This is a genomic window from Acinetobacter sp. 24-47-62 (genome assembly GCF_056779765.1).
The window spans coordinates 85,670-100,944 of record NZ_JBWYIN010000003.1; the positions used below are offsets into that span (position 1 = coordinate 85,670).

General features: G+C 38.3%; 13 protein-coding genes. 10 read left to right on the plus strand and 3 right to left on the minus strand.

Going from position 1 to position 15,275, the window contains the following annotated elements; all coding sequences use genetic code 11:
* The first annotated feature begins 190 nt into the window (after window positions 1-190).
* The 5 genes from gap (at window position 191) to AC1M87_RS03275 (ending at window position 5,331) form a co-directional block, all read left to right on the plus strand.
* Window positions 191-1,222, plus strand: a complete 1,032-nt coding sequence (gene gap, locus AC1M87_RS03255) for a type I glyceraldehyde-3-phosphate dehydrogenase (protein ID WP_481592927.1) — start codon at window positions 191-193, stop codon at window positions 1,220-1,222.
* Between the two features lie 227 nt (window positions 1,223-1,449).
* The gene (locus AC1M87_RS03260; RefSeq protein ID WP_481592928.1) at window positions 1,450-2,616 is read left to right on the plus strand and encodes an ATP phosphoribosyltransferase regulatory subunit; all 1,167 of its coding nucleotides are present in this window, start codon (window positions 1,450-1,452) and stop codon (window positions 2,614-2,616) included.
* 70 nt (window positions 2,617-2,686) lie between these two features.
* Window positions 2,687-4,006: an adenylosuccinate synthase gene (locus tag AC1M87_RS03265; protein ID WP_035265875.1), complete on the plus strand. Its 1,320-nt coding sequence runs from the start codon at window positions 2,687-2,689 to the stop codon at window positions 4,004-4,006.
* A gap of 137 nt (window positions 4,007-4,143) precedes the next feature.
* Window positions 4,144-4,452 (plus strand): hypothetical protein, encoded by a 309-nt coding sequence (locus AC1M87_RS03270; RefSeq protein ID WP_180027584.1) that lies wholly within the window; start codon window positions 4,144-4,146, stop codon window positions 4,450-4,452.
* Window positions 4,453-4,554: 102 nt separating this feature from the next.
* Window positions 4,555-5,331: a M48 family metallopeptidase gene (locus AC1M87_RS03275; RefSeq protein ID WP_481592929.1), complete on the plus strand. Its 777-nt coding sequence runs from the start codon at window positions 4,555-4,557 to the stop codon at window positions 5,329-5,331.
* A gap of 114 nt (window positions 5,332-5,445) precedes the next feature.
* On the opposite strand, the gene AC1M87_RS03280 is transcribed toward AC1M87_RS03275, so the two are convergent.
* Entirely contained in the window at window positions 5,446-6,495 is a 1,050-nt protein-coding gene (locus tag AC1M87_RS03280) for an NADP(H)-dependent aldo-keto reductase (RefSeq protein WP_481592930.1), read from the minus strand.
* A 159-nt stretch (window positions 6,496-6,654) separates the two neighbouring features.
* Entirely contained in the window at window positions 6,655-7,368 is a 714-nt protein-coding gene (gene crp / locus AC1M87_RS03285) for a cAMP-activated global transcriptional regulator CRP (RefSeq protein WP_481592931.1), read from the minus strand.
* 149 nt (window positions 7,369-7,517) lie between these two features.
* Here crp and AC1M87_RS03290 point away from each other — a divergent pair, with 149 nt between their 5' ends.
* Window positions 7,518-7,943 (plus strand): OsmC family protein, encoded by a 426-nt coding sequence (locus tag AC1M87_RS03290; RefSeq protein ID WP_180027588.1) that lies wholly within the window; start codon window positions 7,518-7,520, stop codon window positions 7,941-7,943.
* 64 nt (window positions 7,944-8,007) lie between these two features.
* Here the strand turns inward: AC1M87_RS03290 and AC1M87_RS03295 are convergent, their stop codons facing one another.
* Window positions 8,008-8,496 carry a rhodanese-like domain-containing protein gene (locus AC1M87_RS03295; protein WP_035265884.1) on the minus strand — a complete coding sequence of 163 codons (489 nt, stop codon included), beginning with the start codon at window positions 8,494-8,496 and terminating at the stop codon, window positions 8,008-8,010.
* A gap of 442 nt (window positions 8,497-8,938) precedes the next feature.
* Between AC1M87_RS03295 and clpB the strand changes: the two genes are divergently transcribed.
* The 4 genes from clpB to AC1M87_RS03315 all read left to right on the plus strand — a co-directional run bounded on the left by clpB (window position 8,939) and on the right by AC1M87_RS03315 (window position 15,232).
* Entirely contained in the window at window positions 8,939-11,515 is a 2,577-nt protein-coding gene (clpB, locus tag AC1M87_RS03300) for an ATP-dependent chaperone ClpB (RefSeq protein ID WP_481592932.1), read from the plus strand.
* A 204-nt stretch (window positions 11,516-11,719) separates the two neighbouring features.
* Window positions 11,720-12,556 carry a hypothetical protein gene (locus AC1M87_RS03305; protein WP_481588431.1) on the plus strand — a complete coding sequence of 279 codons (837 nt, stop codon included), beginning with the start codon at window positions 11,720-11,722 and terminating at the stop codon, window positions 12,554-12,556.
* Entirely contained in the window at window positions 12,556-14,079 is a 1,524-nt protein-coding gene (locus tag AC1M87_RS03310; protein WP_481592933.1) for a GH3 family acyl-acid amido synthetase, read from the plus strand. The genes AC1M87_RS03305 and AC1M87_RS03310 overlap by 1 nt, the downstream gene beginning before the upstream one ends.
* 10 nt (window positions 14,080-14,089) lie before the next feature.
* Entirely contained in the window at window positions 14,090-15,232 is a 1,143-nt protein-coding gene (locus AC1M87_RS03315; protein WP_481592934.1) for a GNAT family N-acetyltransferase, read from the plus strand.
* The last annotated feature ends 43 nt before the right edge of the window (window positions 15,233-15,275 follow it).

Sequence of the window (15,275 nt, forward strand, 5' to 3'; positions counted from 1 at the left end):
TCTGGTTTTAGGTGAAATTTTAATCATTATTGGTGTTGAGATCATTTTCAAATGCTTAAGCAGTGTATCTCGTACGAAGATTAATCAAAAATATTGAGTAGTCATAAGACCATTATTTATTACTGAATATTTTAGAAATACTTTAACATAGAGCTTTCAAGAACTTGTATTAAAGAGTTGAAGGTTACATATGCAGCGTATCGCAATTAATGGATTTGGACGAATCGGGCGAAATGTTTTAAGAGCTTGGTTTGAAAATCCAAAACAATTCAATTTTGAAATCGTTGCGATTAATGATGTGGCTGATGTAGAAACTTTAATTCATTTATTTAAATATGACACCACACATGGAAGATTTCATGGGGAAGTGGAGTTGAGTTATGTTGCAGAGCAAGTATTTCTCAATATTCATGCCTATCAAAAAAAATTATCTATTGAAGTCCACTGTCAAACAGAACCAGATCAACTACCATGGAAGCGTTTAAACGTTGATGTTGTTTTAGAGTGTACTGGTTTATTTAGATCTCGAGCAGAAGCTACACGCCATCTCAATGCTGGCGCTCAACGCGTGATAATTGGGGCTGCACCTTTTGATACGGTTGATGCTGCAATCGTCTACGGGGTAAATCATACAGAGGTTAAAACTACGGATCAGATTATTTCGAGTGTTTCATGTACGACACAAGCATTGGTTCCTCTGGTCAAAATTATTGACGATGCCTTTGGTATAGAAAGTGCGTTAATGACAGAAATTCATGCTGTTACAGCGGATCAATCCGTTTTAGATCATGTTCACCGCGATTTACGTCGTGCGAGGGCATCTGGGCAAAACATTATTCCAACGACTTCATCTGCTCTAGGTGCAATCAAACGTGTCATGCCAAAAATGGAAGGGCGAATAGACGGTTACTCAATTCGTGTTCCTACCATTAATGTGGCAGCTATTGATTTGACATTTATAGCGCAACAGCCAATTACAGACCATCAGTTAAATGAAGCGTTAATTTCAGCAGCACGAGAGCGATTTTCGGAAATTATGTCGGTAACAGATGAGCCTTTAGTATCATCTGACTTTAATCATTCTCCGTTTTCACTCATTGTAGATTTAACTCAAACCATGGTGGTCGGGAAGCAAGCTAAAGTCTATGCTTGGTATGATAATGAGTGGGGATATACCAATCGTTTACTAGATTTATGTCATTCATTTCCAGATCAGTCATGAAACTGAAATGCTGTGTCTTTTATAAAGGCTTAAGTCTATAACATAGATCAACTGCTAGTGCGTTCAGAATTACCAATAGAAGCTTATGAATAATCTAAAATTCCGATTTAATTATTTAAAAGTCTGATGCACATGGGGGTTGATCGTGATAGACTAGGAGAAATCGGGTGTGTTCCCGATTTTTTTATGCGGATTTGTTCCGCGCTGACAGAATTTAGGTTTACAACATGCCCATTTCAGAGACATGGTTATTACCTGATGGTGTAGCTGATGTATTACCAGAGCAAGCGCAAGTTATTGAAACTTTGCGTCGTACCGCGTTAGATTTCCTCGCAGCTAGAGGTTATCAATTGGTGTACACGCCATTTATTGAATACATCGAATCTCTATCTTCTCTTTCAGAATCGAATCAAGATTTAGACTTAGCCACATTTAAAGTAATCGATCAACTTTCTGGTCGTTTACTTGGTGTGCGTGCAGATATGACGCCTCAGGTGGCGCGTATTGATGCACACGTGTATCCAGTTGAAGGTGTTGCACGCTATTGCTACGCTGGAACGGTACTTCATACCAAACCACAAGGTTTCAATACCACACGTGCGCCTTTACAGCTCGGTGCTGAGTTGTTTGGTTCAGACAGTATCGATGCTGACGTCGAAATGATCGATGTCATGTTGGAATTATTAAAAAATACAGGTGTAACTGAGGCGATCCATTTAGATATTGGACACGTTGGTCTATTCCGTAGCTTAGTCAAACATGCAGGATTGAACAAAGCTATAGAGTCGCATCTATCTGATTTATATCAGCGTAAAGCATTACCAGAGCTTGCTGAATATACGCAACAACTTAAATTCGGCTCTGATTTTTATGCGCTTGGTCGTTATGCAAGTGATTTAGTCGCTTTAAAATCACATTTAAGCCAAGAAATCTTAGAAGATTCGGCATTCCAAGAAGCATTTAATGCAGTTCAAAGCACACAAGATGCGATTCAGAAACGTTGGCCAAATCTGCATATTGGTATCGATGTAGTAGAGCTTCGTTCATATCACTATCACACTGGCTTAATGTATGCAGTGTATGCACCAAATCGTGCTGCGCCATTAGCTCAAGGTGGACGTTATGATGGTATTGGTGAGCATTTTGGTCGTGCACGTCCAGCAACTGGCTTTTCATGTGACTTATACGCTTTAAGCGCTGGTCAATTTAAAGCATTGGAAGTGATCGTTGCACCTAAGGGCAATAATGCTGACCTAGTCAAAGCAATTCAAGGATTACGTGATCAAGGCAAAAGCGTTGTGCAGTTGCTTGGTCAAGATGAGTTGAATTCAGTACCTAACGCGACTCACCAGTTGGTGAATCAAGCGGGTGAGTGGAAACTCGAACAGATTTAATCACCTGATTTGAATACTAAATTTCAAATCATGTTCTTCAATTTTAACAGCATGATGCAATGAGGCTATTATGGGCAAGAATGTTGTGGTACTTGGTACCCAATGGGGCGACGAAGGTAAAGGTAAAATCGTTGACCTGCTCACAGATCAAGCGGCTGCAGTTGTTCGCTATCAAGGTGGACACAATGCAGGTCATACTCTCGTCGTAGGTGGTAAGAAAACTGTTTTACACCTCATTCCATCTGGTATTTTACGTGAAAACGTACTTTGCTTAATTGGTAACGGTGTAGTGCTTTCTCCTGAAGCGTTAATCAAAGAGATGACGATTCTTGAAGAGCAAGGTGTGCCAGTTAAAGAACGTTTACGTATTTCTCCAAACTGTCCATTAATTTTGCCAAACCATATTGCATTAGACCAAGCACGTGAGAAAAAACGTGGGAATGCCAAGATTGGTACAACAGGTCGTGGTATTGGTCCAGCGTATGAGGATAAAGTTGCACGTCGTGCGGTTCGTGTCGCTGATTTAGTGCGTGGTGGTGATCATCTCAAAGCATTGCTTGAAGAGTTACTTGAATACCATAACTTCCAATTAACACAGTTCTACGGTGTAGAAGCGGTTAAGCTTGAAGACGTGCTTGCGTTATGTGATCAATGGCGTGAAGTTGTTGCTCCACTGGTTGTTGATGTTACTGGCGAATTGCATAAATATCGTAAGAACGGTGACAACATCATGTTTGAAGGTGCTCAAGGCTCACTTCTTGATGTTGACCATGGTACTTATCCATACGTAACATCTTCAAATACGACTGCTGGTGGTGTGAGTTCTGGTTCTGGTCTTGGTCCATTACACCTTGACTATGTATTGGGTATTACCAAAGCTTATACAACTCGCGTAGGTGCAGGTCCATTCCCAACTGAGTTGGTTTATGATGCTGCAAACGATGTTGGTGATGCAATTGGTAAGCACCTTGGTACTGTAGGTTCAGAATTTGGCGCATCTACTGGTCGCCAACGTCGCTGTGGTTGGTTCGATGCTGAAATCCTTCGTCGTTCAGTAGAAGTAAACTCACTTTCGGGTATTTGCTTGACTAAACTTGACGTTCTTGATGGTTTAGAAGAAATCAAAATCTGTGTAGGTTATGAAGCTGCAGATTCGGGCTGCGTAGGTTCTTCTGATGCACTTGCATTTGAAACTTTAAAACCAATTTACGAAACAATGCCTGGTTGGACTGAGTCTACTTTTGGTGCTAAATCTTTAGACCAATTGCCAGAAGCAGCAATCAACTATATTAAGCGACTTGAACAGTTAATCGAATGTCCAATCGACATCGTATCAACTGGTCCAGACCGTGATGAAACGATTATTCTTCGTCACCCGTTTGAAGCTTAATTAAAAGTTTTAAAAAAGCCCTGTGATATCACAGGGCTTTTTTTGATCTCAACAACGACCAAAGTTGTATAAAAATTGGCTGTGCTGAATCTTAGAGATTGTTAAAATCGAATGTATAAAATAATAGAGTGTGCAGGATGCATAAAAATATTTCTGGAACAATGTTTTATTCGTTGTTATTTGCAATGGGGGGGGCACCCACGATTGCGATGATGATAATTCGATCTCAAACAGTAGCCGAAGATGTGGTCTACCAAGTCTTTATTGGGCTGTCGATTATGATCGCTTGCATATTGGTCCCTATTATTTTAATTCAGAACACCTATTTATTTTTTAAACGTAAAGATGAGAAGCTTGAAACTCGTTTAAAACCGTGGAGTCAAACCTATCTCGTGCTTAATATTTTTTGTTTGGTCTTTTGGATCAGCTATCAATTTGTTTACTAAATTACATAACAAATAAAAAAGTGAAGAAAAATGAGATATTAAGCTTAGTTGAGTTTGTCTATAATTATGAACAAGTACTTTCAAGTAGATTGGAACATTATAATGAAGAACAAATTATTGCTCGGTCTTACAGCATCTGCGGTGATCTCGATTTCAGGGTGTACAACATTTGCGGATATGGCGGGTGCGGACTCAGCGACATTAAATGCAGCTGCTGCACAAAGTTACTCGCAAGCCATTGATACAGCTCGCAGCAAGGGCTTATTGGATACAAGCTCAAATACCTATAAGCGTATTACCAATGTCTACAATCGTTTGCGTCCATATGCTGATCAAATGAATCAAACGGGTCAGCCATTCCAATGGCAGGTATCTGTAATTAAATCAAGTGAATTAAATGCTTCTGTCATGCCAGGTGGTAAAGTTGTTTTTTATACAGGTATTGTGGAACGTTTAAATTTAACAGATGCTGAAATTGCGGCCATCATGGGACATGAAATGATCCATGCTTTGGAAGAGCATGCAAAAAGTAAATTGGGCGCTCAAACTTTAACTGACTTGGCTTTAGGTGTTGGTTTAAGTGCAGCTGGGGTAGGTCAAGGTGGCGCAGCAGTTGCACAAATTGGTTCTCAACTGGGTGTAGGCTTGCCTTATTCACGTAACTTGGAGAGCCGTGCTGATCAGGGTGGATTAATGTTAATGGCTCGAGCTGGGTATAACCCACAAGCAGCGATTACATTATGGGAAAAGATGGCTAAAGCAAGTAATGGTGGCAATGCATCTTTCTTATCAACACACCCTTCAAATGCTCAACGAATTGAGGCGATGCGTAAAAACTTACCTGCAGCTCAAGCGATTTATAACCAAAGTCGCCGTTAAAAGAATAAAGCTAAAAAAGGATGCGATAGCATCCTTTTTTATATTCACCACTAGTAAATTGTTATCACAATATGGCTTTGAGTCAAATGTATTGAAATCGAATTTATGAGACACTTAAGGTGCTGGATTTGGCTGTTGTTTATGGATGATCTCAATTTCCTGAAGTATTTCTTCTGACAATGACACATCAAAAGCATCAATATTTTCTTTAAGTTGATTTAAATCAGTTGCACCAATGATTGTGCTGGTGACGAAGAACTGCTGTTTAATGAAAGCTAAAGCCAATTGCGTTAATGTCAGTCCATGTTTTTCTGCTAAAAGGGCGTATTGTTCAGTTGCCCATTCACTTTCAGGATTACTATAACGTACAAATCTAGAGTATAAGGTGACTCTGGCATTTGCAGGTCTCGCACCATGTCTAAATTTTCCTGTTAAATAGCCAAAAGCAAGAGGTGAATAGGCCAGTAAACCAATGCCTTCAAATTTAGCAATCTCCGACATGCCGATTTCATAGGTGCGATTTAATAAGTTATAAGGATTTTGTACAGAAACAAATTTAGACAACCCTAACTTTTCAGCTAAGTGTAGAAATTTCATGGTTCCCCATGGTGTCTCATTGGAGAGTCCGATATAACGAATTCTACCTTTATTAATTTCCGCTTGAAGGGCAGTTAAAGTTTCCTCGAGTGGTGTGATATCTAGTGTACTGTGAGCATGGTGATTGGTATAACCCAATTGACCAAACATATTGGTTGGGCGTTGAGGCCAATGCAGCTGATAAAGATCAATATAGTCAGTTTTTAAGCGTTTAAGATTTAAGTCTAAGGCTGAGCTAATATCGCTGGCAGTATAGCGAGTTATACCGCTTCTAATATTGCTACCACCTTGACCTGGACCTGCAATTTTTGAAGCAAGAAAAAGTTGATCACGTTGGCCACGCTGTTGAATCCAATTGCCGATAATTTCTTCCGTCGCGCCTTGAGTTTTGACTTTAGGTGGTACTGGGTACATCTCTGCAGTATCCCAAAAATTTAACCCCCGCTCGAGTGCATATTCCAGTTGTTGGAAAGCCTCGGACTGGCTATTTTGCTCACCAAAGGTCATTGTTCCTAAACAAATTTCGGGAACGTGTATATCTGTTTGCCCAAGTCGATTAAATTTCATGCTAAACATCCTTGCTGTATTTTTTAAGCTGATATATTGAAATCATACCTAATCTAAGATTCAAAACGTATGTAAAATAAATTCGAAAGTTTTCAGAAAAAAGGCAATAAAAAAGCAAATCGTCAGATTTGCTTTTTTGAATGTAGATCAGATGAAAATTTATTCATCATCATTGCTGTCAAAGTCTTCTTCAACAGAATTTACTGCTTCTAATGATGAATCAAAAATTAAGATAGCTTTACCATCAGTTTCAATCATGCCTTGTTCTTCAAGTGTTTTAAGAACACGACCAACCATTTCACGTGAACAACCTACAATACGACCAATTTCTTGACGAGTAATACGAATTTGGCGTCCATTTGGAAGAATCATTGCTTCAGGTTGAGCTGACAAGTCGATTAAACAACGTGCAATACGACCCGATACATCAATAAATGCTAGGTCAGTTACTTTTCGAGTTGTATTTTTTAAGCGACGAACGAGCTGTGCGAACACCGCATAGCTAAGATCTGGATACTGCTTACTTACTTCATGGAAGTTAGCATATGAAATTTCAGCAATCTCACATACATCACGTGTACGTACTTCTGCAGTACGGTGAGGATTACTTTCAAATAATCCCATCTCTCCAAAAAAGTCCCCTGGGTTTAAATAGGCTACCACAATTTCACGTTCATCATCTTCACGTAAAATAATTGAAACCGACCCTTTTAAAATTAGATACAGAGATTTCGACTCTGAGCCCGCATCAATAATTGAAGTTCGTTTTGGAAATCTATTGATGTGCGCACGCTTGAGCAAAGCTTTGACAGATTCAGGTAATTGACCTGGCGACAAAGCATCTGTACTAAGTTGTGAAAAATTAGAAGTCATGCTTTTTAAATTCCGATTTGGATAGTAACTAGATCTTTAGACCTAAATAAACTTGCCACGTGAAGCATAAGAGGTGAAATTCCTTATCAGCTCAATATATGCTAGTGTACAGTCCTAAGTAAATTTATAGTTTTTTTTAGGTAGTTGCAATGCATACTAGCGTACATTGGTTAGAGAATGTTGCTTTTGAAGCAAAATCTGAAAGCGGTCACCAAATTATCATGGATGGTGCTGAAGCTTACGGTGGTGAAAACCGTGGTCCACGTCCGATGGAACTCATTTTAATGGGGCTTGGTGGGTGTGCTTCGTTTGATATTGTGACCATATTAAAAAAATCTAGACAAGATGTGATGGGTGTTCAATGTCAGTTGAAAGCCGAGAGGGCAGACACAATTCCTGCGGTTTTCACGAAGATACATTTGCATTTTGTGGTTACAGGAAAAGCAGTTAAAGAAAAGCAAGTTGCTAAAGCGGTTGAGCTATCTGCAGAAAAATATTGCTCAGCAAGTAAAATGCTTTCAGATGGCGGTGTTGAAATTACACATGATTTTGAAATCATTGAAGCCGAAGCTTGATTTTATCGAGTTGAAAAAAGCAACCTTAAGGTTGCTTTTTTTATGTAAGTTGAGCGAATCAATTTTACTCTTGTACCCATGGCAGATTGTGAAATCGCCAGCCATTGTAAGTACCACGATGGGAGTTGGGATCTAAATCACCTTCAAAACCTTGATCGATATTATATACGTTTGTGAAACCAGCGTTATACGCCACACTCGCTGCTGCTGCAGAGCGCTTTCCACTACGGCACATGAGCAAAATGATGTCATATGCATTAACAAAAGATTGTAACTTCTCTAAAAACTCAGGGTTACGTTCAAGTGAGATGCCTGTGAGCCAAGGAATATGTTCTGAATGTTCGACATAACCTACGAATTTTCGCTCTTCATGTGTTCTGACATCAATAATGATCGCTTGTTGGGATTGGAACAAAAGCCACGCATCTTGGGGTTTTAAAGAGCCTGCAAAGAGGAGTGTATGATCTTCTACATTTTTTTTTGCTTCAGATAAAATAAATTTAATTTTATCTTGATGGACTTTATTTTCTGAGAGATTTATAAAATGATTCATGTAAGTATGCCTGAATGATTAAATCATCCGTTTATGGAAAACGGTGATTATTATAAGTTTTATCTATATTCTTTAAATAAATATAAAATTGATTGTTTATCTTATAAATTCATATTGAATGATTTTGCACAACATGTACCGATTAGGTCGATATAAGTTCGGCGTACTCCTATGTGATGATTTGAGAACAATAATGACCGTTTACGGGGAATATATTTTCTTTGTCATATCTAGTGAATAGTGGATAAATATCATAATCACCATGAAAAAAATGTGAAGTGGTATTGAAAAATGTATGAGCAGCACAAATATTATAATTATAATCTATCTTTATTTTTTAAATAATTGAAATATAAGAAAATAATTAAAAAACCGACTTGAAATATGACGCTTCTCACCCATTAACTAAGCAAGTACCAAATTTGTTGTGAGGAAAATAATAATGCGTTTTGAAAAATTTACAAATCGCTTACAGCAAGCCTTATCTGATGCGCAATCTTTAGCAATGGGCAAGGATCATACAGCGATTGAAGGCATCCATATACTATCGACCCTGCTTGAAGAGCCATCAAATATGAGTTTGTTGCAGCAGGCAGGGGCGAATTTACGAGAATTAAGCACAAAGTTGCAACAGGCGCTTGATGATGCACCAACACTTGCTCATCCAACTGGTGATATTAATCTGAGTCCAGATGCGGTTAAAGCGCTTAACTTGGCAGATAGTTATGCACAAAAATCGGGTGATGAGTTTCTTTCAACAGATTGGGTGTTACTTGGTTTAGCAGAAACGGGTGCAACCAAAACTATTTTAAATGCGGTTGGTGTTCAATCTGCAGGTTTAAAAGCGGCGATAACTAAAGTTCGAGGTGATGAAAAAGTCATGAGTAACAATCATGAAGATCAACGTGATTCATTAAACAAATACACCATTGATCTCACTGAGCGAGCACTTTCTGGCAAGCTTGATCCAGTGATTGGGCGAGATGATGAAATTCGTCGAACAGTCCAAGTTTTATCACGCCGTACAAAAAATAATCCTGTTTTGATTGGTGAGCCGGGTGTTGGTAAAACTGCCATTGTTGAGGGTTTAGCACAGCGTATCGTCAATGGAGAAGTGCCTGAAAGTTTAAAAAATAAACGTGTCTTATCACTTGATCTTGGATCGCTTTTAGCTGGTGCAAAATATCGTGGTGAATTTGAAGAGCGCTTAAAAGCAGTATTAAAAGATCTTGCTAAACATGATGGTGAAATTATTCTGTTTATCGATGAGTTGCACACTCTAGTCGGTGCAGGTAAAGGCGACGGTGCAATGGATGCAGGTAACATGTTGAAACCTGCTTTAGCACGCGGAGAATTACGTTGTGTAGGTGCTACAACTTTAGATGAATATCGACAATTCATTGAAAAAGATGCAGCACTTGAACGTCGTTTCCAGAAAGTATTGGTTGACGAGCCTAGCGTTGAAGACACGATTGCGATTTTACGTGGATTAAAAGAGCGCTATGAAGTACATCATGGTGTCAAAATCTTAGATTCTGCCATCATTGCTGCAGCTAAAATGTCACATCGCTACATTACAGATCGTCAACTACCAGATAAAGCGATTGATCTAATTGATGAGGCGGCATCTCGAATTAAGATGGAGCTTGATTCAAAACCTGAGTCTCTAGATAAATTAGAGCGTCGTCTTATTCAACTCAAATTACAGCTTGAGGCTGTAAAAAAAGACGAAGATGCGGGAAGTAAAGCTGAAGTTTCACACTTAGAAAAACAAATTGCTGAAGTGGAGAAGGAATACAGCGATCTTGAAGAAGTGTGGATTTCTGAAAAGCGTTTGGTCCAAGGCGATCAACAAACTCAGGCGGAGCTTGATCAAGCACGTATTGCGATGCAAAAGGCACAACGTGAAAATGATCTAGCTGAAATGGCTCGGCTTCAATACGGTGTTATTCCTGATTTGGAGAAACGACTCAGTGAAGAAGCATCTGAAGAGAAAGTTGAACCTAAATTATTGCGTAATAAAGTGACGGACAATGAAATTGCCGAAGTTGTAAGTGCAGCAACAGGAATTCCTGTAGCAAAAATGCTACAAGGTGAGCGTGAAAAATTACTCAATATGGAAACATTTTTACATAACCGCGTCGTAGGCCAAGATGAAGCGGTAGTTGCAGTTTCTAATGCGGTACGACGCTCACGTGCTGGACTTTCAGATCCGAATCGCCCAAGTGGTTCATTCTTATTTTTAGGTCCAACAGGTGTTGGGAAAACTGAGTTAACTAAAGCTTTAGCAAACTTCTTATTTGACAGTGACGATGCCATGATCCGTATCGATATGTCTGAATTTATGGAGAAACATTCTATTAGTCGTTTGGTGGGAGCACCTCCTGGTTATGTTGGTTATGAAGAGGGTGGTGTGCTAACTGAAGCAGTACGCCGTAAGCCTTATAGCGTGGTGTTATTTGATGAAGTAGAGAAGGCTCATCCAGATGTATTTAACATTCTGCTTCAGGTACTTGACGATGGTCGCTTGACTGATTCGCAAGGGCGTGTGGTGGATTTTAAAAATACCGTGATCGTCATGACTTCAAACTTAGGTTCAAATGAAGTGCGCGAATTAGGTGACATGGCGACGGAACAAGATGTACGCAGTGTTGTGATGGCTGCTGTTTCTGAGCATTTTAGACCAGAGTTTATTAACCGAATTGATGAGCTTGTAATCTTCCATGCACTGAAAAAATCGCAGATTCGAGGTATCGCGGATATTCAGTTAGATCGCTTACGTGCTCGTTTGGCTGATCGTGATTTAAGTTTGACTGTAGATGACACTGCTTTCGATGAATTAATTGAGGCAGGATATGACCCAATCTATGGGGCTCGACCACTTAAACGTGCTATTCAACAAAAGGTTGAAAATACATTGGCTCAAAAAATCTTGGCGGGAGAATTTTTGCCAGGAGATACAATTGTTATACAAAGCACTGATGGAGATTTGAGTTTTAGTAAACTTAAATTAAATTAGAATTTAATAAACAAACTTAGAAAACCTGAATTCGTTCAGGTTTTTTTTCATTTAAGTGATTTAAAAATAATAAATTTATTTTTTAATAAAATTGCTACTCAAATCTATTAAGTATAAGATTGCACTCAATATTTTTGTGCATAAATGTTTAATTTGTTTATTGATTCACAAAAGGAATTCATTGTTTAGCTTAATGGGATCAATATGCTAGAATTAAAACGACTCCGAAAATTAAAAAAAGAACCTTATAGTGAGTTTGTTAAGGTAAAAGATTTAAAACCTCGTGATATTGAAAAGATGTTCAATATTTACAGTAACTATTATTCAAATACAGTCTTTGAAATTTTTGAAAGAGACCTTTTGGAAAAGACTGGTGTGTTTATCATTCGAGAACCCAAAAAAGATTTTTTAGTGGGTTTCTCAACTGTAATGGAGCGAAATTTTACCGTGAACGGTAAAACTGCCCATGCTTTTTTTAGTGGTGATACCATTATTGAGGAGGCGTATTGGGGTAGTCGAGCATTACAACGTGCGATGTTCCGTTATGTAATGACCTTCAAATTACGTCATACGGGTGTACCGATCTATTGGATGCTGATCTCAAAGGGCTTTAAGACCTACTTACTTCTTGCAAATAATTATTATCACTATTATCCAAATCCAGAAAATAAAGATGAATATTTAAAAGATTATGTTGAAGCATATTGTCGTGAGTATTTTGCAGAATACTATGATGATGAATCAAAGCTGATTGATTTTGGAGAAAACTATCAGTGTCTGAAACCTGATGTGGCCCCAATAACAGAAGAAATGCGCCAGAAAAATCGTAAAATCGAGTTTTTTGAGGAATGCAATCCATCTTGGGTTCAAGGTACTGAATTACCGTGTATTGGTGAGCTGCGTTGGGTTGATATTTTGCAAACAGCGGTAAGGTTTGTGAAAAAATCATCGCTCAAAAAAAATAAGTCGAATCTGAATAAAGATAAATTATCTAAATCGGCTCAAACCAAAGATCAAGATCAAGATTCTAAGGTGGCCTAATGTCTGTGATATTTGCAGCTCATCAAGTTTTAAATTTGGCCTGTAAAAAATCATTTAAAGACTTTTATCAATACGCTGATCAATTGGAAAAAGTTCAGCGTGATAAATTAAAAGTTATATGTGATGATCCAAAGATGGAATATGAGTCGTTTGCTCAACACTTTCCAGTAACACGTTATGCTGATTGGAAGCAGAAAGTTGAAGCATCACGTAATCAAGGCGTAAATTTACTTAATAAAAGTAAAATTATCCGATTCCAGCCTACAAGTGGTTCAAGTGAAGCACTCAAATTTATTCCTTATACCCAACAATTTTTAAGTGAAATAGATCAGGCGATTGGTTTATGGCTCACGAGTTTATATCGTCGTTATCCTGAACTAAAACGTACAACACACTATTGGTCTGTATCTTGGTTGCCTGAAAGCCAGCGTCAACTGACGACCACTCATAATTTAAATGATGATAGTGCCTTACTTTCTTTTTCAAAACGAATTTTAACTCAAATTACGCAAGCAGTCCCTGCTGACATTGCTTTGGCAGAAACTGCTGAAGATGCGATGTTCGCTACGGCTGTATATTTAGTCAGAGATGAAAATCTCGGCATGATTTCAGTGTGGAGCCCAACTTTTGCACTGCAACTGATCGAAATTATCCAAGAAAATAAGAGTGAAATCGTTGAGGTTTTATCGACTGGTCAGTGGAGTCGTCAAAGTTTAGATTTTTTAAAAATCAAAAAATCAGTAAAACGTAGCCAGATTCTAGAACAATTAGATTTGGAAGATCCGACTTGTTGGAAAAAATTGTGGCCAAAGCTATTTTTAATTTCATCTTGGGATACCGCAAGCGCTCAGCACTGGGCACAAATTTTAAAAACCACAATTAAGGGTGTAAGTTTTGAAGGTAAAGGGCTTTGGGCCACTGAAGGCGTAGTGACTATACCTTTAGATGATCATTATCCCTTGATGTATCAAGCTCATTTTTATGAGTTTCAAGATTTAGATACTCAGCAAATTTACCCTGCTTGGCAGCTTAAACCAGGTCAAATCGTGAGTCCGATTATTACGACAGGGTCTGGCCTAAAACGCTACATTATTGATGATGAATTATTGGTTGATTCTTTTTATCAGGGCATTCCGTGCTTTAAATTTCTTGGTCGAAAGATGACAGTTGATTTGGTCGGAGAAAAGATTGATCAATCTGTTGCTTTGAGTGTGATCGATACATTTAAACAAAACGGTTTTTTACCCATTAGTTTACTCGGAATAGAACAGACTGAATCGAAACCTTATTATGTTTTGCTTTCTGAGGGTAGTGTGAGTGGGCAGCCGTCCGATCAACAGTTAGATCAATTGCTAAAACAAAATTTTCACTATGAATTGGCACGTAATTTAGGGCAATTAGATGAAGCACGCGTGATGCATGTGGAAGATGCATGGCATGAATATAAGACAATCGCAATGCTCAATGGCATGATTGAGGGGAATATCAAGCCAGAACCATTGAAGAAAATGAAATTTATTTAAGAATTTAAAAATGACAGAGCAAAATTTACTATATCGATCAAAAACCTCGCCTGAATTTTATCTACGTTATGCTGCGGAGCAAGATGATCCTCAATTGATTGAGCTGATTTCTGAAAGTATGCCGAGTAACGGTATGGTGATTTCATTTGAGCGGAAACCGAGTTATTTTCGTGCTACACATGCACAATATAATAAGCCTGAAATTTTGGTTGTCGTACATCAAGATCAGCCTGATCAAATTATTGCCATGATGAACATCGGTTGGAAATCATATTGGATCAATGGCGTCACTGAACAATTACGCTATGTATCAGATTTACGAATCAAACTTACAGCTCGGGGTAAAAAAGCGTTTAATGTATTTATGGAATACATTTTTGAATGTTTCCCTCGTGAAATTATCTTTCAAAGTGTGATTTTAGAAGATAATAAAGTAGCTCGTAATATGATGCATCGTGAAAGAGAAGGATACGCTTTACCTTATATCTTTGATTCGATGACCACTTTTACCATTTCTAAGGTGCCTAAGTTTAAGCATTCTGCTGAACTTCGGCTTGAAACAATGACCATAGATAAGATTGATGCGGTCAATGGTTTTATACAAGAAATGGCGTCCCATTATAATTTTTTACCTGATTATGACTTTAAAGTGTTATTGGAAGCTAATCATCCTTTTTGGTATGGGTTGAGGTTAGAAGACTTTCATTTAGTGCTCAATTCAGATCATAAAATCGTAGGTTTATTTGGTTTATGGGATCAAAAAGATTTCAAACAAACTAAAGTGGCGAGTTATTCTACAACGTTAAAACTGTTAAAACCTGTCTATAACACTTATGCTCGTATTACTGGACAGTTAACGCTTCCCGAAGAAGGGCAATCCTTTGATTATCTCATGACGCATAGTTTCCTCTGTGATCCAAGTGCGTTAGACGTACTAAAGTTTATGCTGACCAATGTCAACACATTAGTGAAGGCTCAGGGTAAAACATCATTTTGTGTGACAGTTGTTGAGAATGATCCACGTAAGCAAGTTCTAGAGCAGTGTTCATCACATAAAATGAAAGCAGTTCACACGCTTCATAGTTATGAAAGTAAACTCTATGACGTGATTGATCGTTCTAAATACTCTTACTTTGAAGTGAGTCGTATTTAAGAATATGGTGCGTTCATCGGAATGCGGGTGAACGCACTTGATT

Bases quoted from the DNA above. Each gene is read 5' to 3' on its own strand.
- AC1M87_RS03260 (WP_481592928.1), top strand. From the start codon at position 1,450: ATGCCCATTTCAGAGACATGGTTATTACCTGATGGTGTAGCTGATGTA.
- AC1M87_RS03280 (WP_481592930.1), bottom strand. From the start codon at position 6,495: ATGAAATTTAATCGACTTGGGCAAACAGATATACACGTTCCCGAAATT.
- AC1M87_RS03290 (WP_180027588.1), top strand. From the start codon at position 7,518: ATGCATACTAGCGTACATTGGTTAGAGAATGTTGCTTTTGAAGCAAAA.
- AC1M87_RS03305 (WP_481588431.1), top strand. From the start codon at position 11,720: ATGCTAGAATTAAAACGACTCCGAAAATTAAAAAAAGAACCTTATAGT.
- crp (WP_481592931.1), bottom strand. From the start codon at position 7,368: ATGACTTCTAATTTTTCACAACTTAGTACAGATGCTTTGTCGCCAGGT.
- gap (WP_481592927.1), top strand. From the start codon at position 191: ATGCAGCGTATCGCAATTAATGGATTTGGACGAATCGGGCGAAATGTT.
- AC1M87_RS03310 (WP_481592933.1), top strand. From the start codon at position 12,556: ATGTCTGTGATATTTGCAGCTCATCAAGTTTTAAATTTGGCCTGTAAA.
- AC1M87_RS03295 (WP_035265884.1), bottom strand. From the start codon at position 8,496: ATGAATCATTTTATAAATCTCTCAGAAAATAAAGTCCATCAAGATAAA.
- clpB (WP_481592932.1), top strand. From the start codon at position 8,939: ATGCGTTTTGAAAAATTTACAAATCGCTTACAGCAAGCCTTATCTGAT.
- AC1M87_RS03315 (WP_481592934.1), top strand. From the start codon at position 14,090: ATGACAGAGCAAAATTTACTATATCGATCAAAAACCTCGCCTGAATTT.
- AC1M87_RS03275 (WP_481592929.1), top strand. From the start codon at position 4,555: ATGAAGAACAAATTATTGCTCGGTCTTACAGCATCTGCGGTGATCTCG.
- AC1M87_RS03270 (WP_180027584.1), top strand. From the start codon at position 4,144: ATGCATAAAAATATTTCTGGAACAATGTTTTATTCGTTGTTATTTGCA.
- AC1M87_RS03265 (WP_035265875.1), top strand. From the start codon at position 2,687: ATGGGCAAGAATGTTGTGGTACTTGGTACCCAATGGGGCGACGAAGGT.